This window comes from Phyllobacterium sp. CCNWLW109, from assembly GCF_037203905.1.
Classification (GTDB): domain Bacteria; phylum Pseudomonadota; class Alphaproteobacteria; order Rhizobiales; family Rhizobiaceae; genus Phyllobacterium; species Phyllobacterium ifriqiyense.
On sequence record NZ_JBBCBK010000004.1, the window covers coordinates 1 to 25,694 of the forward strand.

Consider the following 25,694-nt stretch of genomic DNA (forward strand, 5'->3'; position numbering starts at 1 on the left):
TAGCTCGTCAGGCTCATAACCTGAAGGTCACAGGTTCAAATCCTGTCCCCGCAACCAATAACTCAACATCCCCCAAAATACACCGCTACAATCCAACACACAAACATAGCACCAAGCCGCAGCAATGCACCAATGTGGCTGCAACCCGCAAACCACAGGCCAAATGTGGGCGCAACCCCAAAACCGGCCAATCAAAAAGCGACGGCCGACGGTCAAGCAGACCGGACACAAACAGTCCGGACCGTCACGAGCTACATTGCGTCCCTGCCGGAACAGCTTGACCCCAGTCACTTATCTAAACCCTAAGCCGCCGTAGCCAGCCAACGCTCGCACCAACAATTGCGTCAATGCTCCGTGACACATCCTGGCGAAAAACCAGATCTTCCCCAACAGGCGATTCCAACGTTGAAAGCTGACTGTCCAACATCGAAACCGGCATAAAATGACCCGTGCGCTTACCCATGAATCATATCTATTCAAATCAAGCGGCATAATGCCAGTGAACATTCCGGCGCAGCATTTCATAATGCGTCGGCTTCCCGAAAAATTTCCCAGACCCTATACGATCATTAATTGCTGGTGGCTTGGCGATCACACAAATGCCTGCTGGCAGCCAAGTCGGGTAATGCAAAAATCACACGAACAAGGCAAAGCCAATCCACAATAATAGCTCGTGTCGCCATGCCCATGGCGCACAGAATTTTCTATGTCGAACATTGACCATGTGGACACATCATTTGCAGAGGGCATCCACAGCAGCGCGGTGTTCCAGTTACGCAGAATTCCTGCGCCAATTTTTTTACAAACACGTGATGTTCTTCTGTGTCTTTAGCCAACCAGCAGTTCGGAATAAGCCGCTGTATGACTTTCATTTTGAGATTGTAGTTCCAATCGTCTTTGATGAGTTGAAATCGCGCGGCAAAACGAAGGTAGTGTGTATCAACTACCAAGGCGCGCATCCGCAAAGTGCTGAAATTGAGAACGCAGGCACTGATTTTGGGACCGACGCCGCGATGCTGCTGCAATGAGTGTAGAGCCTGTCCGACTGTCATATGGGTAAGTGTATCGAGACTGAGTTTACCCTGTTGCCGAATAATTCCACGCAACGCTTCGGGGATGTATATGCAGTATGTCTTGGGAAAAGTGATCCTATGAATGCAATCATTGACTTCGTCTGACGAAGCAGAGGCGACAGCTTCCCAGTTTTTGAATTTCTGTCGAAGATTCTGAAATGCTTCCAATGATACTTCGTCACGGGTGCGGCAGCCCAGCATTGCCATAACCAGCATACTGACAGGCGTGAACCGAAGTCCCGGAGCGGGAATGCCATAATGCGCCTTCAAGCGATCATGGACACTCACGAGCGGACTCGGAGTTCCAAAATCAAGAACATATTGCATAGGTCAATATTAGAACAAAGAAAGAACATGTCAATTCTTGTTTGTGTTCTTGGTCAAAGCATCAAACTATGCTGTGATGTCGATCACGCCACAGTCGCCAGCCTCGCTTCCAAAGACCAGCCGATGCCCGGTAGTATCCCAATTCATGGTGGAAATGGCGCCACTGCCCTGCCGTCGCAATAGCACTTCTTTCTGGTCGCCAAAACGGCCCACAAGGATCATGCCATCGGAATAACCGATCGTGACAATATCCTCGACGGGATGGCAGGCAACGGAAGTCACAAGACTGTCGCCGCGCGTACCGAGTTCTAATGGCCCCTTGCCCATCGGACCGTCCTTGCCTGCAAAAGGCCAGACGATTGCTGCTGGAGCACCGGACGTTGCCAACCATTTGCCCTTCGGGCTCCATGACCAGCTTTTCACTTTGTTGGGATAGCCTGTCATGCGCATGTGACGATTATCATCAAGCCGCCATCCATGCAGTGCGTTCTCTTGCATCGAGGTAACAAGAAAGCGGTTATCTGGCGAGAACATCGCCATGACATGCGCGCCCTTCCACTCGAGATCCGTCGGCGTGCTATTGGTAGCTGGCCAATGCAAGGTCACACCATTATAGCGTGCGATTGCCAAGCGGAGACCCTTTGGGGCAAAGGCCAGACCCTCAACACTGCGCTCATGGGCCAGCTCCTTGAGGCTACCATCAACAGATCGAAACCATGCGGAGCGGCCCGACGCGAATGCTATTGCACCACCCGGTGCCGCAGCAAGAGCTGTTATCCACTTGCGCGGCAGATTGCTTACTTCTGTTGATAGCCCGTTTGAGCCGGTTAAGCAGACTCTGCCATCTTCGCCACCCGTAAGCAAAGCCTTACCATCGCTCGATGGAATCGCACAAAGAAGCCCATCATGGGCCTCCACTGCTTTGTGGCCATTATCGAGACGATGGATAGTTCCATCTGCCAAAGCGAAGAAGGGGATATCTTGAATGAAACGCGCGTCGATACAGTGGCCGACCAAATCCAGTGGAGCTATGGTTGGCATCAGGCAAGACAGCTTTCAAGGCCAGCTTTCAGCGCGGCATGGTCAAGTTCGCGTCCAATGAAAACAAGACGGCTGTCATGCTTTTCGCCATCTTTCCAGGCTCGCTGATGGTCTCCCTCGATAATCATGTGCACGCCTTGGATAACGTAGCGTTCATGATCGTCCTTGAATGCAAGGATACCTTTAAGGCGTAAAATATTTGGACCTTGGTCCTGCGTTATCTTTTGGATCCAGGGGAAGAATTTGTCGGCAACCAATTCCCCTGTGCGCAGAGAAACTGACTGCACAGTGACATCGTGGATTGGCGATGCATGACTGTGATCGTGATCATGCGTATGGTCGTGATCGTGATGATGGTGATGATGATGCGCATGACCGTGATCATGGTCACAATCCGGGCCGCAGGCATGATCGGGGTGATCATGGTCGAGAAAATGCGGATCGTTCTCCAGTGCACGCGTCAAGTCAAATGCCCCGCGATCCAAAACTTTCACAAGATTGATATTGGCGCGTTCAGTGCGGTGAACCACTGCGTGGGGATTGATCGCGCGTATCGTGGCTTCAACAACCGCCAACTCCTCCGGTGTTACCAGATCCGTCTTGTTCAGCAGAACGACATCGGCAAATGCGATCTGGTCTTCTGCTTCCCGGCTGTCTTTCAGGCGTAGCGGCAGATGCTTGGCGTCAACCAGTGCTACCACCGCGTCAAGTGTGGTCTTTTTCCGCACATCCTCATCCATGAAAAAGGTTTGTGCGACAGGGACCGGATCGGCCAAACCCGTCGTTTCAACAATGATCGCATCAAATCTGCCCGGACGGCGCATAAGGCCTTCAACAACGCGGATCAGATCTCCACGAACGGTACAGCAGATACAGCCATTGTTCATCTCGTAAATTTCTTCATCGGACTCAACGATCAGATCGTTATCAATTCCGATTTCACCAAACTCATTGACGATGACTGCATAGCGCTTGCCATGGTTTTCGCTCAAAATGCGGTTGAGCAACGTTGTCTTGCCTGCGCCAAGATATCCGGTCAAAACTGTGACCGGTATTTGGGCGGTCTTGGCAGCGTCGGCTGGCGCGGAAATGGTCTGAGATTCACTCATAGCGTGCCTCTTGTTGAGTATAGACCCTCGATATAGGTGATTGGGTCACCGTTTGCTATATCTGTAGCGAGCAAAAGGATGAGGCAATGCGATTGAGCGCCGTATCAGGTCTTGAATACAGAAACATCAAACTTCGCGACATCTTCAATCAACTCAATGATGCCCTTCAAGCTATGGCTGATTATTGCCTCGCCGGCCTGCGCAGTGGCCAATAAAGCGTTACCCGCAACGCCTTGCATGTTCAGATCAGACATTTTCCAGCCAAATGCGTGTGGCCCATAGGCTCGCAGGTGCTTGTAATCTGCGGCAAACTGGCTCTGGTTTGAGGTGAAGTTTTGCGCCTCGTTCATCTGAACAAGTTCAGGATGCAGGGCCAGCATCACCGAGGTTTCGATAAAACCACCATGGATATCGATGGCTTTTTCTTCAGGCGATATCAAACCGTCCGGTAGACCAAAGCGCGTCCAACTGGTCGCGACGGCAAGCATATCAAAGCGAACGCGCAGTTCTGTAGCGACGATTGTCGTAAGCGGGGAATTGCCCCCGTGTGCGTTAAGCATGACAAGCTTGGATATTCCGCGTTCAGCTAAATTTTCACCGATCGCAATCCAACGATGTACAGCCTCGTCAAAACGTAGCGATGTTGTGCCTTTCACATCCATGTGTTCGATTGAATAGCCAACTGGTTCGGCGGTGAGGAACGTTATATCCAATTCGGGCGGTAGCAAGGGTTTGAGGCGATCGACCAATCCCTTAACAATCAACGTGTCCGTCTCGAATGGAAGGTGGGGTCCATGCTGCTCATGCGCTCCCAGCGGCAATAATGCGATTGTATTGTTTGAAGAGTTGGACATGTCCTGGTCACTTTGCATCATCGTTATAAAAAGCAATCCTGTAGCCACTGAAACTATGCTTATGCGCCGAGCATTCACAGCCTTAATTTCTGCGTCGCGAGCAATTCGTCGGCAAATTTCATCAGTTTGTCACATAAGAATTGTAACGCGGCACTCAGGCAGTAGTTTAAATGTAACCATTGTCCGGAAACGGGTCGAAAACCCCACAGGGGCCAGACATTTTCCTGACGTCGATTTGTCTGTTAATGAGTTTTGACGCAATTGTGCTAGCCGTCTCACTATCGCGAACGGTTTATAAGCAAAAGAGGAATTGGAATGGTCAAGGATCGTAAGCCTCTTATTCTTCATCGCTTGCAGTCAACTGCAAGATTAACGCGTACCGCTTTGGCGATAAGGCTGCTGGGCCACGGTTTTTATGCTGGACAAGACGCTGTGATGCTCCAACTGGCGCACGAAGATGGGCTATCGCCCAGCGTTCTTGCCAAGAGACTTGGTGTGCGTCCTCCGACGATCACAAAGACGATCTCCCGCCTGCAGACCCAGGGATTTGTGAAAAAAGAGGGATCATCGACGGATCAGCGCCAAGCCCATATTTTCCTGACAGACACAGGAAATGAAGCCATCAAGTCGATTGAAAAATCCATTCGCAAGACCGAAAAAGACGCAATGAAAGGTTTTGACAAAAAGGAGCGTAAAGCTTTTGTCAAAATGCTCACAAGACTTGAAATGAATCTATCGGCTGCGGATCTCTTGCGTCAGACGGGTTCAGATGAGCACGATGATGACGACAATGACGATGAATAATTAACGGGCTCTATTTTGTCAGACATATAGCTTGCCTGCGGTTCTTGCCGCCTGTTCCCAGGCTGAAGACCGCAAGGTTGGGCTGCGTGCTCCGATCTTTGCAAGATAGTTTTAGCCTTGAGCGATGGGCACGCAATTTTCCGCGTCAGTTTTGGAGCGGAAAGAACTTTGATTTATTGATCCGCGATGGCATAACCCCAAGAATGATATTCTGTTCAATGAATGGAATCGCGGGGAGAAAGTACTTTTGGCGCAGAAAATTAAGCTATCGACAATTGCCGACGCGTTGAAAGTGTCTACCGCGACGGTGTCGCTTGCCTTGAGAGACAGCCCGCTTGTTGCCGACCAGACCCGGGACAAGATCAAAGAGCATGCGAGAGCAATCGGCTACATCTATAACCGGCGGGCCGCCAGCTTGCGCACTTCGCGGTCGGGAATTGTTGGCGTAGTTGTTCATGACATCATGAACCCGTTTTTTGCCGAAATTTTGCGGGCTATCGAGGGCGAGCTGGATCGTTCTGGCCAAACGTTCATTTTGTCGAATCATTACGATCAAGTGGAGAAGCAACGGACATTCATCGAAACTGTCCTGCAGCTGGGCGGTGATGGTGTAATCATGTCTCCCGCCATAGGCACGCCTGCAGCAGACATTCGCATGGCTGAAGACAACGGTCTTCCAGTCGTACTGATCGCACGTACGGTGCAGGACGCGAATGTTCCGGTTTTCCGTGGAGACGATGCATATGGTATCGGGCTAGCGACCAATCATCTTATATCGCTCGGGCATACGCGCATTGCAATGGTCGGCGGTACTGATCAAACCTCAACTGGCCGTGACAGGTATGAAGGTTATCTGCATGCAATGCAAAAAGCAGGGCTCGATGCGAAACCAGAATGGCGGATTCCCGGGCCTCGGACTAAACAGGCCGGTTTCGATGCCGCGCCGCAATTTCTCGCGCTAAAGGACCATCCCACGGCAGCGGTCTGCTGGAACGATCTTTGCGCAATTGGCATGATGAACGGCATTGCTCGCGCCGGACTCGTCGCTGGCGTGGATATTTCAGTTACAGGTTATGACGATCTGGAAGAAGCCGCGATTGCGACTCCTGCCTTGACTACGGTTTGGAATGGCCAGCGGGAGGTGGGGCAACGTGCGGCGCGCGCTCTGCTTGACCAGTTAAACGGTGCAGACACCCATGCCCGTCAGGAACTTATCAAGCCTGAGTTGCGGATACGGCAGTCAACGTCAAAACCAAAGGAACGCTGATCTGCTTAAGCTAGAACGGCCAAGAGCAGCGATTACTGCTATTCGGCAGCTTGCAATCGCTCGCGGCTTGCTTTGTGCGCACGCACTGCATCGCCAAATGCAGCAAAAATTCTCCGGGAAGAATTATCGGTTTTTACCCAGTATTCGGGGTGCCATTGTACACCGACTGCAAAAGCGCGAGCGTTTTTGACAGAGACAGCCTCGATCGTCCCATCATCGGCCACAGCCTCAATTTCCAGTTGAGGTGCCGGCCTATCTATTGCCTGCCGGTGTACGGAATTTACTTGGATGGCATCACTGTTCATGACTGCCGCCAGACATGAACCCGCCTTGATGTGCACCGGATGGCGAATTGCAAACCGTTCCGCCTGAATTTCGGAAGCAGGAGCCCTGTGGTCCATGCGCCCATCCAACTGCTGGATTTCTGTGGCAAGAGTGCCGCCCAATGCCACGTTCAGTTCTTGAATGCCGCGACAGATTGCCAGAAGCGGGATGCCCCGGTCGATAGCGCGGCGGATCAGCGGAAGCGAGGTGGCATCGCGAGCGGGGTCATATGGCTCATGCGCTTCAGTGGGTTGGGCGCCATAGAGCGCTGGATGCACGTTGGACTGCGATCCCGTAATGAGCACGCCATCTACGCCGTCGAGAATCGCGTCAATATCCAGGCCCTCGCCAATTGAGGGTACAATAAGCGGAATAACATCGGCCGCTTGATAGGCAGCCATCAAATATTGATCGGGCGCCGCATGCCAGGTGTAATTTTCGAAATTTCGCACGTCTGACGATATGGCGACGAGAGGTTGCCGCATGATTTCACTCCAAGGGGTTCTAAATAGAATGTAGTTGAGTTCGAAGCCATTTCCAATGGTCATGACCAACCATATGCGGAGCAAGCTACCGCGAAGATAGGCAAAATTAGGTAGAACCGCCGTAACCGTCGGCTGGACTAGAACAAACGAGTGTGTATGTTTAGCGCAGGATCGGGAGAACAAGACTGAATGTCTGTTGATCTGGACCGGGAATAGTTCTGGGGTTCAAAGTTTTGGAGGAGAATTAATGGATCGTCGTTCATTCATGACGAAGGCGGGTTTTGCAGGTGTTGGCGCAGCGACAGCGGCAACCACATTGGCAGCACCGGCAATTGCGCAAACATTGCCCAAAATTACATGGCGCTGTGCATCATCATTCCCGAAATCGTTGGAGACGATTTACGGTGGAGCAGTCGACTTGTCAAAATATCTGCGAGAGGCAACGGATGGCAATTTCACTATCCAGCCATTTGCGGCGGGCGAAATTGTTCCGGGCCTTCAGGCGGCTGACGCGACAGCTGCGGGTACAGTCGAACTCTGCCATACGGTCGCTTATTATTATTGGGGCAAAAATCCCACTTGGGCGCTTGGAGCAGCTGTACCTTTCGCGCTCAATGCCCGCGGCATGAATGCTTGGCAGTATCATGGCGGCGGCATTGATTTGATGAACGAATTCTTCAACACCCAAGGACTGCAGGTCTATCCCGGCGGCAACACGGGCGTGCAGATGGGTGGCTGGTTCCGGAAGGAAATCAAGACCATCGAAGATCTCAAAGGTCTGAAAATGCGCGTTGGCGGCTTTGCCGGCAAGGTCCTAGAAACCCTTGGCGTTGTACCCCAGCAATTGCCCGGCGGCGACATTTATCCGGCTCTGGAAAAGGGCACAATTGATGCGGCGGAATGGGTTGGACCTTTCGACGATGAGAAGCTCGGCTTCCAGAAAGTTGCTCCTTATTATTATTATCCAGGTTGGTGGGAAGGTGGCCCAACGGTCAGCTTCATGGTCAACAAGTCAAAATGGGATGCGCTTCCGCCCGCGTACCAGTCATTGTTCCGTACCGCTGCGCAGGCCACGGATGCAAACATGTTGCAGAAGTATGACTATCTTAACCCGGGTGCGATCAAGCGGCTTGTTGCAGGTGGTGCGCAGTTAAGGCCATTCAGCCCAGAAATTTTGAACGCATGTTTCACGGCGGCCAACACTGTTTACGCAGAACTGGAAGCCAGCAACGCTTCGTTCAAGAAGATATGGGATTCGATCAAAGCGTTCCGCAATGAGCATTTCCTCTATTCCCAAGTTGCCGAGTACACATTTGATACTTTCATGATGGTGCAACAGCGCAACGGAAAACTATAAAACCACGATCTCGACGCCAGACCCCGGTTCTCGGAGCCGGGGTCTCGTTTCATTCAGCTTCTTTTGGTTGTCATGCCATGCTGGGCCGTCTATCAGTGAGACCACAATTGGGATGCCCAGCGGTACTTAATCAATGAATATTGATAGATCTATTTCGGTTGCAGGAAAAACCATTGCGGTGACAGGTGGGTCGTCCGGGCTTGGTTTACGGATGATCCAGGTTCTCGCAGCCAACGGAGCCAATGTGGTTTCGATCTCACGGACGCCAACATCCGAGAGCATGGTTCACTCAAACGTCGTCAACATTATCGCTGATATAACGATTGCGGCCGACATAGAGCGGGCATTCGACGAAACGGAACGGCTGTTCGGCCCAGTTTCAGTTGTGTTCAACAATGCTGGCGTCGCTGCCATCGAACGGGCATTGACGACCACCCGCGAGCAATTGCGCCATATCTTCGAGGTCAACGTGGAAGGGGCATTCTTTATTGCTCAGGAAGCCGCCAAGCGCATGATTGCCAACAAAATCGGGGGTTCAATAATCAATCTGTCGAGTATTCTTGCCGACGCTCCGATTAAGGGATCTGCCGGCTATGCGATGTCGAAAGCGGCGGTAGCACAAATGACGCGATCGCTCGCGCTTGAATGGGCGCCGCATGGCATCCGCGTCAATGCCATTGCACCTGGCTGGTTTCCAACCAAACTCAACGAAACCATCATGGATGGTCCGGCAAAAGGTTTTCTCAAAGGCAAAAACCCAATGCGCCGCTTGGGAGAGCCTGAAGATATTGATGGTGCAGTGCTCTTGCTTGCTTCCGATGCAAGCAGCTACATCACGGGCACTGTTATCACGATTGATGGCGGCCATAGCCTTCAAGGTTAGAGTCCTCTAGACGCGCTCTTGTTCATCGACATTGGTGCGTATCGCCAATACCAGTACAAGCAATGAAAATATTGCAGCATCGCGCCAGAGCACTGAAAAATATCCGCCCCAGATGGATTCCACCATGCCGATGATGGCCGCTCCGAACGCAGCATGGAGCGGCCGCGAAAAGCTCCCGGCGGCAGTTATAAACAGGATCTTGAGCCCAAAGATTATGCCCGTATTGAAGCTCACATTGCCGTAGTAGAGTGCTGCGAGAAATCCGGCGAGCGCACAGATTCCATAAGCGACTAGGATTGCGTTTGTTCGTACAGAGACGGGATCAATTCCGCATAGCGCCGAGGCGGTGGGCTCGTCGCTGACCGCGCGCCAGATGCGACCGGCCAGCGTGCGGTTCATGGTCAGTTCTGCAAGAAGAACAACAGCCAGTGCGATACCAATGTTCACAAGCTGTAATTGGGTAAGGCTTATGTCGGCTGCCTGCCCCAGAATAAAGACAGGCGAGGCCAGCATGGGCGGTAGCCAATAATCTCTTGTATCGGCAGCAATGCGCGACAACTCCATCAGAAAGATGGTTAGCCCCAATGTGGCGACGAGCACCGTATTGCGAGTACCAGCATCCAACGGAGTATAAATAAGCCTAGCGACCAAATAGCCGGCCGCGGTTACATAAAGGGCCGCAATTATGAAGCCAAATCCCAAAGCGGCTGGCATTGTCATCCAAAGGACGGAAAAGCCAAAAGCTGCTGCAAGAATGAATGTCTGTCCCGAAAACGCGAAAATTGCGCCGAGCGAGAGATCTGTTCGGTGCGTCAATCCATGAATGAGGACATAGCCATAGGCGAGCAGTGCATAGAGCGCCGCATTGTGAATTCCGTTCAACAATAGTTGCAGAAAGTACGACATTCAGCACCATCCCATCACCAACTAGTCTAACTTGCAAAATTGATTTTACCAGTTAGAATTTCGATATGTGGATTGATTGGAATGCTCATAGGTTTAGCGGAGGTGTGTTGGCGCTTGATTTGGCGAATACGATTATCTTTCGCCAAGCCCCTGACCGCGCCCAAGACCGTTTTTCAAACAGTCTGGAGGTTGCAAGGTTTGCATGCGCTGCTGGCATTTTCCGCGCCGGGGAATGGGGCAGTGTTAATTTTATCCCACCGCAGTCGCCGTCTGGGCACTTAAATTTGATAGAATTGCGCGAGGCGATAAATAACCTGTTCCGAACAGCGGTACTGGAGGGAGGCTTTAAAGCCCAATATTTGTCGAATTTTTTGCGACTGGCCTCGGCTGTCATCGGCGATGACCAGAGTGAGCAGGATTTTACCTTGCCGCCATTTGCCCAGCACAGAGAGCTTTTATTATCCGCTGGAGCCGCGCTGTCTGGTCTCAATCTACTCGACCCCGCGCGGCTATCACGAATCAAAATATGTCCGAATTGCCATTGGCTTTATCTGGATGAGAGCCGTAATCGCAGCCGGCGCTGGTGTGACATGACCGTGTGCGGCAATCGCGCAAAAGCAAAACGGCACTATGATCGGAAGGGAAGAGGTCATGGCTTATAGAGTCCGAAGTGCCGGTTTGCTGCTCAGCATGATTATTGTCTTGGCTCTTGGGGCATGCCGCGATCCCGGACAGGGTGATTATCTTAACGTGTCGGGAAAAATCTTCGTGTTTAATTATCGTATCGCGCAGGCGACTTACGTTTTAACGCTCTCAAAAGTCAGGCCCCTTCCAAATGATTCCGTGCTGGAGGCAACTTTTGAAAATCCGGCAGGCGGAGATCCTTTCATAGTACGGCAAAAAATCTGGCCGACCATGACAAAAGTGACCGTGGAAAGCCCTCCGGTGAAATGTGTGAAGGCCAATCGCGAGTATAGGGTCAGCATGCGCGTCATAGATGCGAGTGGTCAGCTATTGCAGACTATAGAGCGGAAGATGATCTCTGACGTTGATCAATCTGTCATGCCTGACAAACCGCTTGTTGTTGGTCCGTTTTATGATGCCAATCCCGATAAAAGTCCTGCCGCGGTGGTGTGCCCCGGCACCTGATGAAGCCGCTATATCCACTGAATCTGCGAGAAAAAGATCGAAATGGATTGCATTCTTACGTGATTTGGTTTGCTCTGGGCATCAGGCACATCATTCAAAGGACGTTGCAAGCATGATTACACAGATCGCCATCGCCCCGTTGGTTGCACTTATAGCGGGCATCCTCATATTGATCGCCCCACGCCTCTTGAACTACGTTGTCGCGCTTTATCTGATTATCATTGGTGTTCTCGGCCTGTTTCCTAACCTTCTCAATTAGATAATCTTCAATCGCCGATAATATTATCTCAATTGAACAGCAGCGAGCGACTATCTGCGCATTGCGCTGATGCGTCGTTTTCGCTATTGCCATTAAGACGTCGATACGAAGAGGTTTGAAGATGGCTGAACATCACGATACCGCCCCTGCGGAACTGGGCGCTCCCATGGACTACAAAGAACATGAGAACACCTACAATCTGTTTCTTACGCTTTCAAAATGGGGTGTGATTTTCTGTGTTGCGCTGTTAGCTGCAATGGCTTTCGGTTTTTTCGCTGGCGGGTTCTTCTCCGCTACCATTTTATTCATTGTTATATGTGTGGCTGCCTGGTTTTTGGTTTAGCCTGCTTGTCTTTTCGTTGCATCATTCGGGTGGATGCCCTTTGCAAACCAGTTAGCTGACTGTTTTCACCTTAAGGGTATTGCCCGGTAAAGTCGGACAGGCGTAGGCGATCTTGCTGAGCTTGTAGAGAGTTAACTTGCTTAGGGGGTGAGAGCTTGGCTCAGACACTATTCATACCGAAAGAGGCTGATGCCAGTGAGCCGCGGGTTGCCGGCTCGGCGGAAACGGTCAAAAAACTTATAAGTCTTGGTTTTTCAGTTATCGTTGAAAGCGGCGCGGGCGTTTTGTCTCGTATTCCCGATCGCGAGTTTGAGTCAGCCGGAGCCTCAATTGGCAAGGCAGCAGATGCGAAAAGCGCCGACATTGTTTTAAAGGTGCGCCGACCAAGCTCGACCGAGCTCAAATCCTACAAAAAGGGCGCGGTCGTCATTGCTATGCTCGATCCCTATGGCAATGAAACCGCAATCAAAGAACTTGCCGATGCGGGCGTTACTGCATTTACCATGGAATTCATGCCGCGTATCACGCGTGCTCAGGTCATGGACGTTCTTTCCAGCCAGGCAAACCTTGCCGGTTATCAAGCAGTGGTTGACGCAGCAGAAGAGTATGATCGCGCTTTGCCAATGATGATGACGGCTGCGGGTACCGTTCCTGCTGCAAAGGTTTTCATCATGGGTGTCGGTGTTGCCGGCCTTCAGGCGATCGCGACAGCGCGCCGTCTTGGAGCCGTTGTTACGGCAACGGACGTTCGACCAGCGGTCAAGGAACAGGTTGCTTCGCTTGGTGCGAAGTTCCTTGCTGTTGAAGATGAAGAGTTCAAGGCCGCCGAAACAGCCGGTGGCTATGCCAAGGAAATGTCGAAAGAATATCAGGCAAAGCAGGCTGCGCTGGTTGCAGAGCATATTGCCAAACAAGATATTATTATCACAACGGCCCTCATTCCCGGCAGACCAGCACCACGGCTCGTAACGCGCGAGATGTATTCGCGTATGCGACCGGGTTCCGTCATCATTGATCTGGCGGTGGAACGTGGCGGAAACGTAGAGGGTGCTGTTGCCGGAAAGATCGTTGAGGTCGACGGCGTGAAGATCGTCGGGCATCTGAATGTCGCCGGACGGATCGCCGCCACAGCGTCACAGCTTTATGCCAAAAATCTGGTCGCCTTCGTTGAAACCCTGGTCGATAAAGAAGCCAAGGTAATCAAAGTCAATTTCGACGATGAGTTGGTTAAGGCGACTGTATTGACGCATGACGGCAAGGTTGTGCATCCGGCCTTCGCAGGTGGCGCTGCCACATCCTCGGTGCAAACTGCTGCCGCGAAAAAGGTCACGACCGTCAAAGCCACTACTGCCAAGGAGGCACCGGCGAAAGCTCCGGTCAAGAAAGCAGCATCAGCAAAAGCGGCTACACCGAAGAAAGCTGTGACGAAAACTGTTGCCCCCAAAACATCTGAAGGAGAGGCATGATGGCTGACGCAACGCTAGACAAAGCGCTCGAAACGCTTAATCAGGCCACGGAAATGGTGCGGCAGGCTGCCGAAACCATGCCCGACGCGGCTGGTGCTGCTGCACATGCGATTACCGGTGGTGCAGTTGACCCATTCGTTTTCCGCCTCGCGATTTTTGTTCTGTCAATTTTCGTTGGTTATTATGTGGTCTGGTCGGTAACGCCCGCGCTGCATACGCCGCTCATGGCCGTGACTAACGCTATTTCGTCGGTCATCGTTGTCGGTGCGTTGCTTGCTGTGGGCCTGTCGGCAAGTGGGGTGGCCACCGGATTTGGGTTCATCGCGCTCGTTCTTGCAAGCGTCAATATATTTGGCGGCTTCCTCGTCACTCATCGCATGCTTGCCATGTACAAGAAAAAAGAAAAGTGAGATTTGAGCAATGAGCGTTAATTTCGCAGCTTTTCTTTATCTCGTCTCCGGCGTCCTGTTCATTTTGGCGCTGCGCGGCCTGTCACATCCAACCACAAGCCGACAGGGTAATTTCTACGGCATGATCGGTATGGGCATATCGATCATCACGACGCTGACACTGGCCGAGCCTAGTTTTGGCGGTCTTGGCTTGATCGTTCTTGGTCTTGCCATTGGCGGCGGTGTTGGCGCCTATATCGCCAAGCGTATTGCCATGACGGCCATGCCGCAGCTTGTTGCAGCGTTCCACTCTCTCGTTGGTTTTGCCGCCGTGATGGTGGCAGCAGCGGCAGTCTACTCTCCTGAATCATTCGGGATTGGTGAAATCGGATCGATACACGCGCAGGCGCTTGTCGAAATGTCCATTGGTGTTGCTATTGGCGCGATCACCTTCACGGGTTCGATCATAGCGTTTCTTAAATTGGATGGCCGCATGTCGGGTAAGCCGATCATGTTGCCGGGCCGCCATTTCATCAATGCCAGCCTGTTGATCGCAATTGTTGTTCTTGTCATCGCCTTGGTCTTGACGGAAAGCCATGTGGTCTTCTGGCTTATCGTGATTTTGTCGCTCATTTTGGGTGGATTGATCATTGTGCCAATCGGCGGCGCTGATATGCCGGTTGTGGTATCAATGTTGAACTCCTATTCAGGATGGGCAGCAGCAGGTATCGGCTTTACGCTGGGCAATCTGGCATTGATCATCACCGGTGCGCTGGTTGGCTCATCCGGTGCGATCCTGTCTTACATCATGTGTAAGGGCATGAACCGGTCATTCATCTCGGTCATTCTTGGTGGCTTTGGCGGTGAGACTGGCGGTGCTGCTACTGGCGAAGTTGAGCAGCGTCCTGTCAAGCAAGGCTCTGCCGACGATGCCGCCTTTATCATGAAAAATGCTTCCAAGGTCATTATCGTGCCGGGCTATGGCATGGCCGTGGCGCAGGCGCAGCATGCTTTGCGTGAAATGGCGGACAAGCTCAAGGCCGAGGGCGTCGAGGTCAAATACGCCATTCACCCAGTTGCAGGCCGTATGCCAGGTCACATGAACGTTCTATTGGCCGAAGCAAATGTGCCTTACGATGAGGTGTTCGAACTTGAGGATATCAATTCCGAGTTCGCTCAAGCTGATGTCGCCTTTGTTATCGGTGCGAATGACGTGACCAATCCTGCAGCAAAGACTGATCCAAAGTCACCAATCTTTGGTATGCCAATCCTTGACGTGGACAAGGCTGGAACAGTTCTCTTTATCAAGCGGGGCATGGGTTCCGGTTACGCCGGGGTGGAGAATGAACTTTTCTTCCGCGACAATACGATGATGCTGTTTGCCGATGCGAAGAAGATGGTCGAAAACATTGTGAAAGCGCTCGACCACTAATCTGAAGCGCAATTAAATAATAAAAAACCCGCTATCTCGGCGGGTTTTTTATTGGTTTTGTGATCTTTTCTACCGCATCAAGCGCCGCGTGTACGGGCAAGCCCGTCTTTGGCCGGCTTGTAATTCGGATCAAGTTGTACGGCCTTTGCATAGGATTTGGCTGCACGAGCCTTCTCGCCGCGATGCTCATAGATGAGAGCCTGATTTGCCCAACCTTCTGCGATGTCACCATCGAGCTTGATGGCCGTATTGAAATCGTCAAAGGCATTGTCGTCATCGCCGAGTGCGACATAGGAGATGCCACGACCATTATAAGGTTCTGCGGCATCAGGCTGTAGCGAGATCGCTGTCGAAAAGTCTTCGATAGCCTGTTTGTGCTGGTTGCGAGCCTGATAAATCAGTCCGCGATTGTGATAGGCGCGAGCGTCAGTTGTGTTGAGCTGAATAGCTTGCTGGAAATCATTCAGAGCCTGATCGAGTTTGCCCGCCTGCCGGTATAGATTACCGCGGCCAATATATGCCGTATCATATTGCGGGTTGATCTGGATGGCTCTGCTGTAATCCGCTGCAGCTTGGGCTGTGTTGCCCATATTGCGATAGACCAGCGCCCGGTTTGCATAGGCTTGATAGAAGTTTGGGTTCAACTGAAGGGCTGTGTTGAAATCTTTGATGGCATCATTGCTACGGCCTGCGCGCCCAAAGGCCGATCCGCGCACATTATAGGCTTCGGGATCTTTTGGATTATTGCGGATGACATCATTAAGCGAACTGATGTTTTCGGCAGAACCTTGAGCTTTGTCGATCCCGGTCATATCTGTCGCAGTGGTGTTGCAGCCTGCAAGCGCTAAAGCCATTACGGATGCCAATAAGAGGCCAGCGATTCTTGTCGATCCCTTGATCGATTCAGGTTTGCGGTATGAAGCCATTTCCATTGAATGTGTCATATTCCAATTGTCCTGTTCAACCAAAGCCTTTGCAAGCGAAAATGTTCCTATTCCGACAAACGAAAAAAGGGCGGTGTGACACAAGCCACTCCACCCCTTGTCGCGTCAAGGCGTCGATAGTTGTCTATTAACGAGCCGCGGAAGCGCGGGCCGGAACTTTCTTAACAGGCATCGGCAAGAGGCCTTCACGCTGAGCCTGCTTACGAGCCAGCTTGCGAGCACGGCTGATTGCTTCTGCCTTCTGGCGAGCACGCTTGATCGACGGCTTTTCGTAATGATCATGCATCTTCATTTCGCGGAACATGCCTTCGCGCTGCATCTTCTTCTTGAGGACGCGGAGGGCCTGATCAACATTATTTTCGCGTACGAGTACCTGCACGGTTTTTCCTGTATCTCTTAGAATTTCGTTGAGCCTGATTTTTGACGCCTGTCCATTGAGCAGGGAACAAAAACCAAACTTCGCGACAGTCATCTATCGCAAACTGGGGTGGCCATTAGCAGAAACTTTTATCGATGTCCATGACAGAGTTGTAAACACCGGTGAGTATTTGTCTCAAAGCGCCAGCAATTATGTAATTTGGGATTATCTAACGCGAAGCGCCAATCTCCGTCGCAAAATGGCAAAAGAGCTTTGGCTGGATGCGATACTGATGCATAAAAGCATGGTTCCGGCTTTTAAAGTCGATGTCGATATTTGAACAGGATCAAGCGGCGCCACTCATTAATAATCGCTTTGCAGTGGCTATTTTGCCAAGGCCCAATTGCTAGGAATGGATGATGCGGAAATATTCGGTATTTGCTTTGGCGAGGGAGGCGTTGCGTGCCCATAAGGGCTGGGATCAGCAATGGTCTTCGCCTGAACCCAAGTCAGAATATGACGTTATTATCGTCGGAGCAGGCGGTCACGGACTGGCAACTGCGTACTACCTGGCAAAAGAACATGGCATCACCAACGTGGCCGTTTTGGAAAAGGGTTGGCTGGGCGGTGGCAATACCGGCCGCAATACGACGATTATCCGCTCGAATTATCTATATGACGAATCGGCAGGTATTTACGAACATGCGGTGAAGCTCTGGGAGGGGCTGAGTCAGGATTTGAATTACAATGTGATGTATTCGGCGCGGGGCGTAATGATGCTTGCGCACAATATTCATGATGTTCAGGTCTTCAAACGGCACATTCATGCAAACCGGCTGAACGGCATCGATAATGAGTGGCTGACACCGGAGCAGGTCAAGGAGTTTTGCCCACCGATCAACCTTTCATCGGATGCGCGTTATCCCATCATCGGCGCTGCCTTGCAGCGGCGTGGTGGTACGGCGCGGCATGATGCGGTTGCGTGGGGCTATGCCCGCGCTGCCGCTGACCGAGGTGTTCACATCATCCAAAATTGCGAGGTTACGGGTATTCGTCGCGCTCCAAATGGCGCTGTGCTTGGCGTAGACACCAATCGTGGCCCAATCAATGCCAAGAAAGTTGGTGTTGTCGCCGCCGGTCACACCTCTGTTTTGATGAACATGGCGGGTGTTCGTATGCCGCTCGAGAGCTATCCGCTGCAGGCCCTGGTTTCAGAGCCGGTCAAGCCGCTTATTCCCTGCGTGATCATGTCGAATACGGTCCATGCCTATATCTCGCAGTCGGATAAGGGCGAGATGGTCATTGGCGCTGGTACAGATCAGTACACATCCTATTCGCAGACAGGCGGACTGCACATTATCAACCATACGCTCGATGCGATCTGCGAAATGTTCCCGGTTCTCACGCGCCTGAAAATGCTGCGGTCCTGGGGTGGTATTGTTGATGTGACACCCGATCGTTCTCCAATTCTGGCAAAGACACCTGTGCCAGGGCTTTACGTTAATTGTGGTTGGGGAACAGGCGGTTTTAAAGCCACTCCCGGTTCGGGCAATGTTTTCGCCCATACGATTGCGCGCGACGAGCCGCACAGGATCAATGCGCCGTTCACGCTTGAGCGATTCACGACCGGGCGTTTGATCGATGAAGCCGCTGCTGCGGCTGTTGCACACTGATTTTCAAGAGAGATAGATATTATGCTTCTCATCAAATGCCCCTATTGCGAAGAAGAGCGTCCGGAACTGGAGTTCCGCAATGCAGGCGAAGCGCATCTTGTGCGCAATTCTTCGATCATTGAACAGTCCGACGAGGATTTCGCGTCTTATCTCTATTTCAGGCAGAACCCCAAAGGTTTGCAATTTGAACGCTGGCGCCACATTCATGGCTGCGGACGATTCTTCAATGCTGTTCGCGATTCAGTGTCGGACAAATTCCTGACCGTTTACAAGGCTGGTGAGCCAAAGCCTGAATTGGACGCACTTCTGTCCGCAAATGCTTCACAAGAAGTGGCATCGGTAAAAAAACGTGCGCCCCGCACAAAGAAAGCGGAGCTTTGATTTATGGCTCAATCCACTCATTCCGGCAGCAATCGCATTGCAGGCATTGGCCGCCTCGTTCCTGCAAAAACAGTGCGATTTACCTTTGACGGTCAAAATTTGACAGGACTGGAAGGTGACACACTCGCCTCGGCTCTGCTTGCTAACGGCATCCACCTGGTTGGTCGTTCGTTCAAATATCACCGGCCACGTGGCATTCTTTCCGCAGGCAGCGAAGAGCCGAATGCTCTTGTTGATATCGAGCGGGACAAGTCACGCAAACAGCCAAACGTTCGTGCGACAGTCCAAGAAATCTACGATGGCCTGAAGGCAAAATCGCAAAACCGCTGGCCGTCGCTGACATTCGACATTGGCGCGATCAATGATGTTTTTTCGCCAATGCTGCCAGCTGGTTTTTACTACAAAACTTTCATGTGGCCGAAATTCGCGTGGAAAACGATATATGAACCGAAAATCCGCGCAGCCGCTGGACTCGGTGTCGTACCGGGCGAGCCCGATACGGATCGTTACTCCAATCGCTTTGCGCATTGTGACGTACTGGTAATTGGCGCTGGAGCCGCAGGCCTTGCGGCAGCTTTAAGTGCGGCGTCCACTGGCTTGCAAGTTATTCTTTGCGACGAGCAGCCCGAGGTTGGTGGCGCATTGCGCTATGAAAATGACGTTCAGATTGATGGCATCAGTGGTTACGAATGGGCTGTTGCAGCCTATGCCAAACTGCGCGAAATGAAAAATGTTCGGGTCCTTACCCGCACAACGGCGTTCGGTTACTATGCGCAAAACTTTGTTGGGCTGGTTGAACGACTTAGCGACCATTTAAGCCGCCCTGCTGCTGAAATGCCCCGTGAGCGTCTCTGGCAGGTTCGAGCAAGCAAGGTGGTTCTGGCAACAGGTGCCATTGAACGACATATGGTTTTTGCCAATAATGACCGCCCGGGCATTATGCTCGCATCTGCCGCCCGCCTGTTTCTCAACCAGTATGGCGTTGCAGTTGGCCGAAAGGTGGGAGTCTATACCGCCAACGACTCGGCCTACGCAGCAGCGATCGACTTAAAACGTGCCGGCATTGACGTGCCGGTCATTGTGGATACACGCAATAACCCATCATCCGCCATTATTGATGAGGCGCGCTCACTCGGCATAGAGGTGCTGACCGGCCATGCTGTCTACAGCGCTGGCGGCAAGCGTCGCATTTCCTCCATATCCATCAAGCCAAACGAGGGTGGAATCGAGCGAAAGATCACAGTTGACGCGTTGATCATGTCGGCGGGCTGGACGCCTTCGGTTCACCTCTTTTCGCAGTCGCGTGGCAAGGTGGCTTGGGACGCCGACAATGAGCGCTTCCTGCCGGGAACTTACGCGCAAAATTGCGTGTCCGTCGGTGCATGCAACGGTATCGACAATTTGCAGTTTGCCCTCGATGAGGCCATTGCGGCTGGCGGCGGGCAAGCTGGTACAATAGTTGCAACTGGTGGCACCAATTGGATCGCCGGGATGATCGGATCTGCTCCGGGAGCAGGGGCCGATACGACCGTTAAAGCTTTTGTGGATTTCCAGAATGACGTGACCGCCAAAGACGTCAGGCTGGCGGTTCGCGAAGGCATGCACTCCATAGAGCATATCAAGCGTTTTACTACCAATGGTATGGCGACGGACCAAGGCAAGACATCCAATCTGCATGGTCTGGCTATTGCTGCGGAAGCTTTGGACAAGCCGATTCCATCGGTGGGTCTCACAACGTTCCGGGCGCCATTCACGCCTGTCACTTTTGGCGCGATCGTCAATCATGCCCGCCATGATTTGTTTGATCCCACGCGCCGCACACCCATGCATGCCTGGCACGAGGCTCAAGGCGCTCCGTTTGAGGATGTGGGACAGTGGAAACGTGCATGGTATTATCCTCAAGCTGGCGAGGACATGCACGCGGCAGTCAATCGGGAATGTGTTGCTGTACGCAATCAAGCGGGCATTTTTGATGCTTCAACATTGGGCAAGATCGAAGTTGTTGGGCCTGACTCGGCCAAATTTCTCGAACTCCTATATACAAATCCTTGGGAAAAGCTCGGAGTGGGCCGCTGCCGTTATGGCATCATGCTGCGGGAAGATGGTTTTATCTACGATGACGGTGTTGTCGGTCGTCTCGCAGAAGACCGGTTCCATGTGACAACGACAACGGGTGGTGCTCCACGCGTGATGCACCATATGGAGGATTACCTTCAGACTGAATTCCCACATCTGAACGTATGGTTGACCTCGACAACAGAGCAATGGGCTGTAATCGCCGTGCAAGGTCCGAAGGCCCGTGAAATCATTTCGCCGCTCGTGGAAGGAATTGATCTCTCGAACGAAGCCATGCCGCATATGAGTGTGCGGGAGGGTAAAATTTGTGGTGTTCCCACCCGCTTGTTCCGCATGTCGTTTACCGGTGAAGCTGGTTACGAAATCAACGTACCAGCAGACTACGGCAAAGCCGTTTGGGAAGCGGTCTATGAACAGGGTAAGCCGTTTGGCCTTACGCCTTACGGTACTGAAACAATGCACGTCCTGCGTGCGGAAAAGGGTTACATCATTGTCGGCCAGGATACTGACGGAACTGTTACCCCGCAGGATGCCGGTCTGACTTGGGCCATCGGCAAGAATAAAACGGACTATGTTGGTATTCGTGGTCTTCTGCGCCGTGATCTTGTTTCTGATGGGCGCAAACAGCTTGTCGGATTGAAGACAGTCGATCCGAAGATTGTGTTGGAGGAGGGTGCGCAAATCGTGGCCAATCCTAACCAGCCTGTTCCGATGACAATGATCGGCCATGTTACATCTTCCTACTGGTCAGAAAATTGCGGTCGTTCCATTGCACTGGCGCTGGTGATCGACGGAACAAAGCGATTAGGCGAGAGACTTTACGTGCCAATGCCAAATGGTGTGATCGAGGTTGAAGTAACCGGAATGGTCTTCTTCGATGAAAAAGGAGAACGGCTCAATGGTTGAGGTTATCGGCGCAACACGACTGCATCCGTTGCAGGCCGGTCATTCCAGCGCTTTATCCGTTTCGGTAACGCTGGCTGAAAATGCCACTCGCTTATCGCTACGTGCCCGGGAAGATGCAATTCCTGCGATTTCGAAGGCTCTTGGCCTGTCATTGCCAACGAAGCCCAAGACGTCCACATCCGAGGGCACGAGATCAGCACTATGGTTGGGTCCTGATGAATGGCTCATCATTGATACCGCAGATAGCAGTGTCGTCGCAGATATTGCCAAAGCTAAAGTTCTACATTCTGCGGTAGATATTTCGCATCGCAATATAGGAATTTTGGTTTCCGGCAAGGGGGCCGATGCTGTGGTCAACGGTGGGTGTCCGCAAGATCTTTCACTGGCAGTATTTCCGGTAGGAGCTGCTTCGAGGACAGTCCTCGGCAAGATCGAGATTGTCCTTTGGCGCTTGGCTGAAAATGAGTTCCGCGTGGAATGCTGGCGGTCATTCTCAAACTATGCCTATGCGTTTCTTCAGGAATCTGCTCGAGACGTTGCCGTGTAACTAAGAGATAGGTTCCTTTCGGGCCGACAGTAAAATTCGGTTTTCAGATGGATAATGGTAGAGCCCGTGCACTAAGCAGGGTGCCGGCAATCTGAGCGCATACAAAACAAGGACTGCGCTCGCGACATTTGCAATGATGTGCAATTTTCCGGATATGATGTAAACAGGCGCTGGCTGCGTCGACAAACACAATTACGCCGTCGTTTTTTATGATGGGATGCGGATGACCACCGATTCGGTGGTCAGCTTGCATAGAGAAGCATATGGCGGTCAAGAAACGTCTGGTTATCAATTTCACTGGTTATGAAGGTTTGCATCCTGATGCAGTTCGTGGGCGTTATCTGAATAGTTCAGGTGACTTCAATAGGTTATGGAACACAAAAACGATTGCCGGGCCAATGGTGGGCGAGGGGTCTGGTGTTGCTGCCATGCCCATTGAGACTACGGGAGCGAATTGGAGCACCGAAACCGAATTCTGCCAGTATGGCACTGCCGATATTTTCGATATCTATTCTGCACGAGGCGTCATCACCCGTTTTGCGACAGGCCTGATGGCCTTTCTTGATATTCTTTTATCGGGCACCTTCTATCGATACCTGCGCACCAGCTGGCGATTTTGCCTCTTCTTCATGTGGCCCTTTGCTCTTGCCTGCATAATAACGATGGTACTGCTTGGCGTCGGTTTGTCGCCCATCTGGGCAGACTTCAATCCTTGGCATTTGGTATGGAGTGTTCCCCTCGCGCTTGTAGCTTGCCGTATCCTTATTCGTTGGCCGGGAGATAAAATATTCTTTTCCTATCTGCTTGATGATTGGGCTGCGGCGTCTGATCGAATTCATGGTCGCAACAGTGAGTTGCTCCTGCGTCGTCGCGGTTTCGCCGATCACCTGATCAGGAAGCTGGAGGCAAGTGACGCGGATGAGGTCATTATAATTTCCCATAGCCTGGGAACTGTGCCAGCCGTAGAAGCAATCGCTGATGTCTGGCGCGCGCAACCGGAGCTATTGAAAAACAGACCGGTATCGCTGGTTGCAGCGGGCTCGTGTCTCCTGATGATCGCATTGCACCCCCGAGCAATAAGCTTGAAGGAAGATATCCGGATTGTCATGCAGGAAACGCCAGTACTTTGGGTGGAGTTCCAGGCCATTTCCGACATCATACATTTTTATAAGTCAGATCCGGCAGGGGCGCTGGGGATTGAACCGAAGGTAGCGCCCATTATTCGTCGAATAAGATTCAAGAATGTTCACAAGCCAGCGCGGTATGCGCGGGCAAAGAAGAATTTCTTCAAGATGCACCTGTTGTTTCTCAAAGGAGCACAGATACGCAACACCTACGACATGGGCATGTTTGTGCAGGGGCCCTTTATGTTTGCCGAATTGATGACCAAGTATGACGGAGAAGCGGCGCCACTTGATGAGAAGGGTAGGATAGGCTGAAAACCTCAATCCATTTCTGGTGGATGCTCGAGCACTGCAATTGTCAGCCAATTTGCCACTAATGCAGGCTTGATAAGGTTTTCGACGTCCAAAGTGACTTCGTAATTGTTGAGGACACGGCCTGAGGGGCGGATATCAGCATCCACAAGCTTGAAGCGTGCACGCACACGCCTGCCAGTATTGACTGGAGACATGAAGCGCACTTTGTCAAAACCGTAATTGATACCCATTGTGGCACCTTCAATCATCGGTAGTGCTTCATAGGCCAGGGTGGAAAGCAATGAAATCGTCAGGAAGCCATGGGCGATTGTGCCGCCAAACGGAGTTTCTTTTGCAGCACGCTCCGGGTCGACGTGAATGAATTGATGATCGTCGGTAGCGTCGGCAAAAAGATTGATCATTTCCTGCGTGACGGTACGCCATTCGGAGCAACCGATTTCAGTCCCGACCGCTGCTTTCAATTGTTTGAGCGTTATCGCTTCTTTCATAATATCGACTTTCCAAACATATGCAGAATGTGGTTTGTTTCGATAGTCGGTTCCGCCCCGATTGTCATCCCTGAACTGTCCATTGAGCAATATCGTCGCGTTCACCGATCAGTGCCAGTCCGTGCGCAATAGAGAGGAGTTCACCCCCGCTCTCGATCCGGCCCTCGTCAAAGCGTTTGGTGAAAATGCTTCGAACAGCAGGGACAAAGGATGTTCCTCCCGTCAAGAACACTTTATCGATTGAGGCCGGCGACGTGTTTGTTTTTGTCAGGACTTCATCCAGCGCGCCTTCAATCCTATCCAGATCTTCTGTTATCCAGCTTTCAAAATCTGAACGTTTGATCGTCTTTTTGCCGCCGGACCCGAGAGGGGCAAAATTGAACTCGGCTTCTTCCGCCGATGATAGTGCCATCTTCGTTGCGGACACTGCCTGATAGAGCGGGTATCCTTCGTCATGTTCGACGAGATCAACAAAAGTCTCAAGTTTTTCCGGATCAAAACTACTGCGGACAAGCTTCTTTAACTCGACGAATTCACGTGAGGTTTTGAAGATAGAAAGCTGGTTCCAGCGTCCAAAATTTGCATACCAAGACGAAGGAACTTCCAGCCTTTTGTCAAAACTCTTGAAATATGTTCCCTTGCCAATCTGTGGCGCAACGATCTGGTCTATCATGCGATAGTCGAAATGGTCGCCCGCAACGCCGACGCCAGAATGACCGACTGGTGTCGCCTTCAATTTGCCTGCGAAGCTTTCAAACCGAATGATCGAATAGTCAGTCGTGCCGCCACCGAAGTCAGCTACCAAGACTGTCGCATCTGATTTTAAATGTTGAGCGAAATAAAAGGCAGCAGCGACGGGCTCATAAACGAAGTGCATTTCAGGAAAACCAAAACGCGTGAGCGCCTCGCTATAGCGCTGCATTGCCAGTTCCGGTTTGGGATTGGCTCCCGCGAAATGGACGGGGCGACCGGTTACGATCCGGCTGACCTCGGACGGCCAATTATCGTCCGCATATACCCGCAACCGCTTTATGAAAACCTCCATGAGGTCTTCAAAAGTTTGCCGTTTCGCAAAGATCAATGTGCCTTGAAAGAGGGCACTTGCCGCAAATGTCTTTATGGATTGGAGAAAACGGCATTCGCCGGGATGATCAATGAATTGCCGTATCGCCGCGTGCCCGGCCTCAACCTTCAAAGAGGCAGCACCCGCCAGGGGATCCTTCATGAAAGACAGTGCCGTCCGCATGCTATCGGCTTCGCCAGCCCGACTAGTGAATGTCATTGACCGTGTGGTGGCTCCATCTGCCAATGCCATGACGGAATTGGTTGTGCCAAAGTCAAAACCCAGCGCCTGAGCCATGGCCGCGCTCCTTGTGCTGTTATATTTTGCTATTTTTTGCGCGCTCAATGCGCT

Annotated in this window: 27 protein-coding genes and 1 pseudogene; 17 read left to right on the forward strand and 11 right to left on the reverse strand. The window is 51.9% G+C overall.

Features of this window, described 5'->3' with window-relative positions:
- Positions 1-295 precede the first annotated feature (295 nt).
- From V9K92_RS22870 to V9K92_RS15490, 5 genes and pseudogenes are all read right to left on the reverse strand, one after another.
- A pseudogene (locus V9K92_RS22870) lies at positions 296-463 on the reverse strand (gluconokinase); the annotation flags it as partial.
- A gap of 241 nt (positions 464-704) precedes the next feature.
- On the reverse strand, positions 705-1,343 hold the full coding sequence (locus tag V9K92_RS15475) for an endonuclease III domain-containing protein (protein WP_337354389.1): 639 nt from the start codon (positions 1,341-1,343) through the stop codon (positions 705-707).
- 123 nt (positions 1,344-1,466) lie between these two features.
- The gene (locus V9K92_RS15480) at positions 1,467-2,441 is read right to left on the reverse strand and encodes a WD40 repeat domain-containing protein (RefSeq protein WP_337354390.1); all 975 of its coding nucleotides are present in this window, start codon (positions 2,439-2,441) and stop codon (positions 1,467-1,469) included.
- The gene (locus tag V9K92_RS15485) at positions 2,441-3,550 is read right to left on the reverse strand and encodes a CobW family GTP-binding protein (RefSeq protein WP_337354391.1); all 1,110 of its coding nucleotides are present in this window, start codon (positions 3,548-3,550) and stop codon (positions 2,441-2,443) included. The genes V9K92_RS15480 and V9K92_RS15485 overlap by 1 nt, the downstream gene beginning before the upstream one ends.
- Positions 3,551-3,654: 104 nt before the next feature.
- Entirely contained in the window at positions 3,655-4,422 is a 768-nt protein-coding gene (locus V9K92_RS15490; protein ID WP_435530172.1) for a creatininase family protein, read from the reverse strand.
- Between the two features lie 297 nt (positions 4,423-4,719).
- Between V9K92_RS15490 and V9K92_RS15495 the strand changes: the two genes are divergently transcribed.
- Together V9K92_RS15495 and V9K92_RS15500 are read left to right on the forward strand one after the other, a co-directional pair.
- A complete protein-coding gene (locus tag V9K92_RS15495; RefSeq protein WP_115052221.1) occupies positions 4,720-5,208 on the forward strand; it encodes a MarR family winged helix-turn-helix transcriptional regulator in 489 nt (162 codons plus the stop codon).
- 247 nt (positions 5,209-5,455) lie between these two features.
- Positions 5,456-6,475: a substrate-binding domain-containing protein gene (locus tag V9K92_RS15500; protein WP_115052222.1), complete on the forward strand. Its 1,020-nt coding sequence runs from the start codon at positions 5,456-5,458 to the stop codon at positions 6,473-6,475.
- 38 nt (positions 6,476-6,513) lie between these two features.
- Here the strand turns inward: V9K92_RS15500 and V9K92_RS15505 are convergent, their stop codons facing one another.
- The gene (locus tag V9K92_RS15505; RefSeq protein ID WP_337354392.1) at positions 6,514-7,284 is read right to left on the reverse strand and encodes a gamma-glutamyl-gamma-aminobutyrate hydrolase family protein; all 771 of its coding nucleotides are present in this window, start codon (positions 7,282-7,284) and stop codon (positions 6,514-6,516) included.
- Positions 7,285-7,531: 247 nt separating this feature from the next.
- Here V9K92_RS15505 and V9K92_RS15510 point away from each other — a divergent pair, with 247 nt between their 5' ends.
- Both V9K92_RS15510 and V9K92_RS15515 read left to right on the forward strand, forming a co-directional pair.
- The gene (locus V9K92_RS15510) at positions 7,532-8,641 is read left to right on the forward strand and encodes a TRAP transporter substrate-binding protein (protein ID WP_115052223.1); all 1,110 of its coding nucleotides are present in this window, start codon (positions 7,532-7,534) and stop codon (positions 8,639-8,641) included.
- A 133-nt stretch (positions 8,642-8,774) separates the two neighbouring features.
- A complete protein-coding gene (locus V9K92_RS15515) occupies positions 8,775-9,524 on the forward strand; it encodes an SDR family NAD(P)-dependent oxidoreductase (RefSeq protein WP_115052224.1) in 750 nt (249 codons plus the stop codon).
- 6 nt (positions 9,525-9,530) lie between these two features.
- Here the strand turns inward: V9K92_RS15515 and V9K92_RS15520 are convergent, their stop codons facing one another.
- Positions 9,531-10,430, reverse strand: a complete 900-nt coding sequence (locus V9K92_RS15520) for a branched-chain amino acid ABC transporter permease (protein WP_337354393.1) — start codon at positions 10,428-10,430, stop codon at positions 9,531-9,533.
- Between the two features lie 107 nt (positions 10,431-10,537).
- Between V9K92_RS15520 and V9K92_RS15525 the strand changes: the two genes are divergently transcribed.
- The 7 genes from V9K92_RS15525 (at position 10,538) to V9K92_RS15555 (ending at position 15,468) form a co-directional block, all read left to right on the forward strand.
- Entirely contained in the window at positions 10,538-11,092 is a 555-nt protein-coding gene (locus V9K92_RS15525; RefSeq protein WP_162802450.1) for a CGNR zinc finger domain-containing protein, read from the forward strand.
- Entirely contained in the window at positions 11,082-11,579 is a 498-nt protein-coding gene (locus V9K92_RS15530) for a hypothetical protein (RefSeq protein ID WP_337354394.1), read from the forward strand. The genes V9K92_RS15525 and V9K92_RS15530 overlap by 11 nt, the downstream gene beginning before the upstream one ends.
- Positions 11,580-11,691: 112 nt before the next feature.
- Complete coding sequence (locus tag V9K92_RS15535) at positions 11,692-11,838, forward strand: DUF3096 domain-containing protein (protein ID WP_008124743.1); 147 nt, start codon at positions 11,692-11,694, stop codon at positions 11,836-11,838.
- A 121-nt stretch (positions 11,839-11,959) separates the two neighbouring features.
- Positions 11,960-12,181: an aa3-type cytochrome c oxidase subunit IV gene (locus tag V9K92_RS15540; protein ID WP_115052228.1), complete on the forward strand. Its 222-nt coding sequence runs from the start codon at positions 11,960-11,962 to the stop codon at positions 12,179-12,181.
- A gap of 155 nt (positions 12,182-12,336) precedes the next feature.
- Positions 12,337-13,647, forward strand: a complete 1,311-nt coding sequence (locus V9K92_RS15545) for a Re/Si-specific NAD(P)(+) transhydrogenase subunit alpha (protein ID WP_337354395.1) — start codon at positions 12,337-12,339, stop codon at positions 13,645-13,647.
- A complete protein-coding gene (locus V9K92_RS15550) occupies positions 13,647-14,057 on the forward strand; it encodes an NAD(P) transhydrogenase subunit alpha (RefSeq protein WP_115052230.1) in 411 nt (136 codons plus the stop codon). The genes V9K92_RS15545 and V9K92_RS15550 overlap by 1 nt, the downstream gene beginning before the upstream one ends.
- Positions 14,058-14,067: 10 nt before the next feature.
- Positions 14,068-15,468, forward strand: a complete 1,401-nt coding sequence (locus V9K92_RS15555) for an NAD(P)(+) transhydrogenase (Re/Si-specific) subunit beta (protein ID WP_115052231.1) — start codon at positions 14,068-14,070, stop codon at positions 15,466-15,468.
- 77 nt (positions 15,469-15,545) lie between these two features.
- On the opposite strand, the gene V9K92_RS15560 is transcribed toward V9K92_RS15555, so the two are convergent.
- Together V9K92_RS15560 and rpsU are read right to left on the reverse strand one after the other, a co-directional pair.
- Positions 15,546-16,412: a tetratricopeptide repeat protein gene (locus V9K92_RS15560; protein ID WP_115053206.1), complete on the reverse strand. Its 867-nt coding sequence runs from the start codon at positions 16,410-16,412 to the stop codon at positions 15,546-15,548.
- A 127-nt stretch (positions 16,413-16,539) separates the two neighbouring features.
- Positions 16,540-16,791: a 30S ribosomal protein S21 gene (gene rpsU / locus V9K92_RS15565; protein ID WP_008124734.1), complete on the reverse strand. Its 252-nt coding sequence runs from the start codon at positions 16,789-16,791 to the stop codon at positions 16,540-16,542.
- A gap of 28 nt (positions 16,792-16,819) precedes the next feature.
- On the opposite strand from rpsU, the gene V9K92_RS15570 reads away from it, so the two are divergent.
- From V9K92_RS15570 to V9K92_RS15595, 6 genes are all read left to right on the forward strand, one after another.
- Positions 16,820-17,110, forward strand: a complete 291-nt coding sequence (locus V9K92_RS15570) for a hypothetical protein (RefSeq protein WP_337354396.1) — start codon at positions 16,820-16,822, stop codon at positions 17,108-17,110.
- Positions 17,111-17,189: 79 nt separating this feature from the next.
- Positions 17,190-18,443, forward strand: a complete 1,254-nt coding sequence (locus V9K92_RS15575) for a sarcosine oxidase subunit beta family protein (RefSeq protein ID WP_115052232.1) — start codon at positions 17,190-17,192, stop codon at positions 18,441-18,443.
- A 21-nt stretch (positions 18,444-18,464) separates the two neighbouring features.
- The gene (locus V9K92_RS15580; protein WP_115052233.1) at positions 18,465-18,824 is read left to right on the forward strand and encodes a sarcosine oxidase subunit delta; all 360 of its coding nucleotides are present in this window, start codon (positions 18,465-18,467) and stop codon (positions 18,822-18,824) included.
- A 3-nt stretch (positions 18,825-18,827) separates the two neighbouring features.
- On the forward strand, positions 18,828-21,806 hold the full coding sequence (locus V9K92_RS15585; protein WP_337354397.1) for a sarcosine oxidase subunit alpha: 2,979 nt from the start codon (positions 18,828-18,830) through the stop codon (positions 21,804-21,806).
- Positions 21,799-22,353, forward strand: a complete 555-nt coding sequence (locus V9K92_RS15590; protein ID WP_307279966.1) for a sarcosine oxidase subunit gamma — start codon at positions 21,799-21,801, stop codon at positions 22,351-22,353. The genes V9K92_RS15585 and V9K92_RS15590 overlap by 8 nt, the downstream gene beginning before the upstream one ends.
- Positions 22,354-22,616: 263 nt before the next feature.
- On the forward strand, positions 22,617-23,792 hold the full coding sequence (locus tag V9K92_RS15595; RefSeq protein ID WP_115052236.1) for an alpha/beta hydrolase: 1,176 nt from the start codon (positions 22,617-22,619) through the stop codon (positions 23,790-23,792).
- 5 nt (positions 23,793-23,797) lie between these two features.
- On the opposite strand, the gene V9K92_RS15600 is transcribed toward V9K92_RS15595, so the two are convergent.
- A complete protein-coding gene (locus V9K92_RS15600; RefSeq protein WP_115052237.1) occupies positions 23,798-24,280 on the reverse strand; it encodes a MaoC family dehydratase in 483 nt (160 codons plus the stop codon).
- A gap of 64 nt (positions 24,281-24,344) precedes the next feature.
- On the reverse strand, positions 24,345-25,640 hold the full coding sequence (locus tag V9K92_RS15605; RefSeq protein ID WP_336439618.1) for an Hsp70 family protein: 1,296 nt from the start codon (positions 25,638-25,640) through the stop codon (positions 24,345-24,347).
- Positions 25,641-25,694 lie beyond the last annotated feature (54 nt).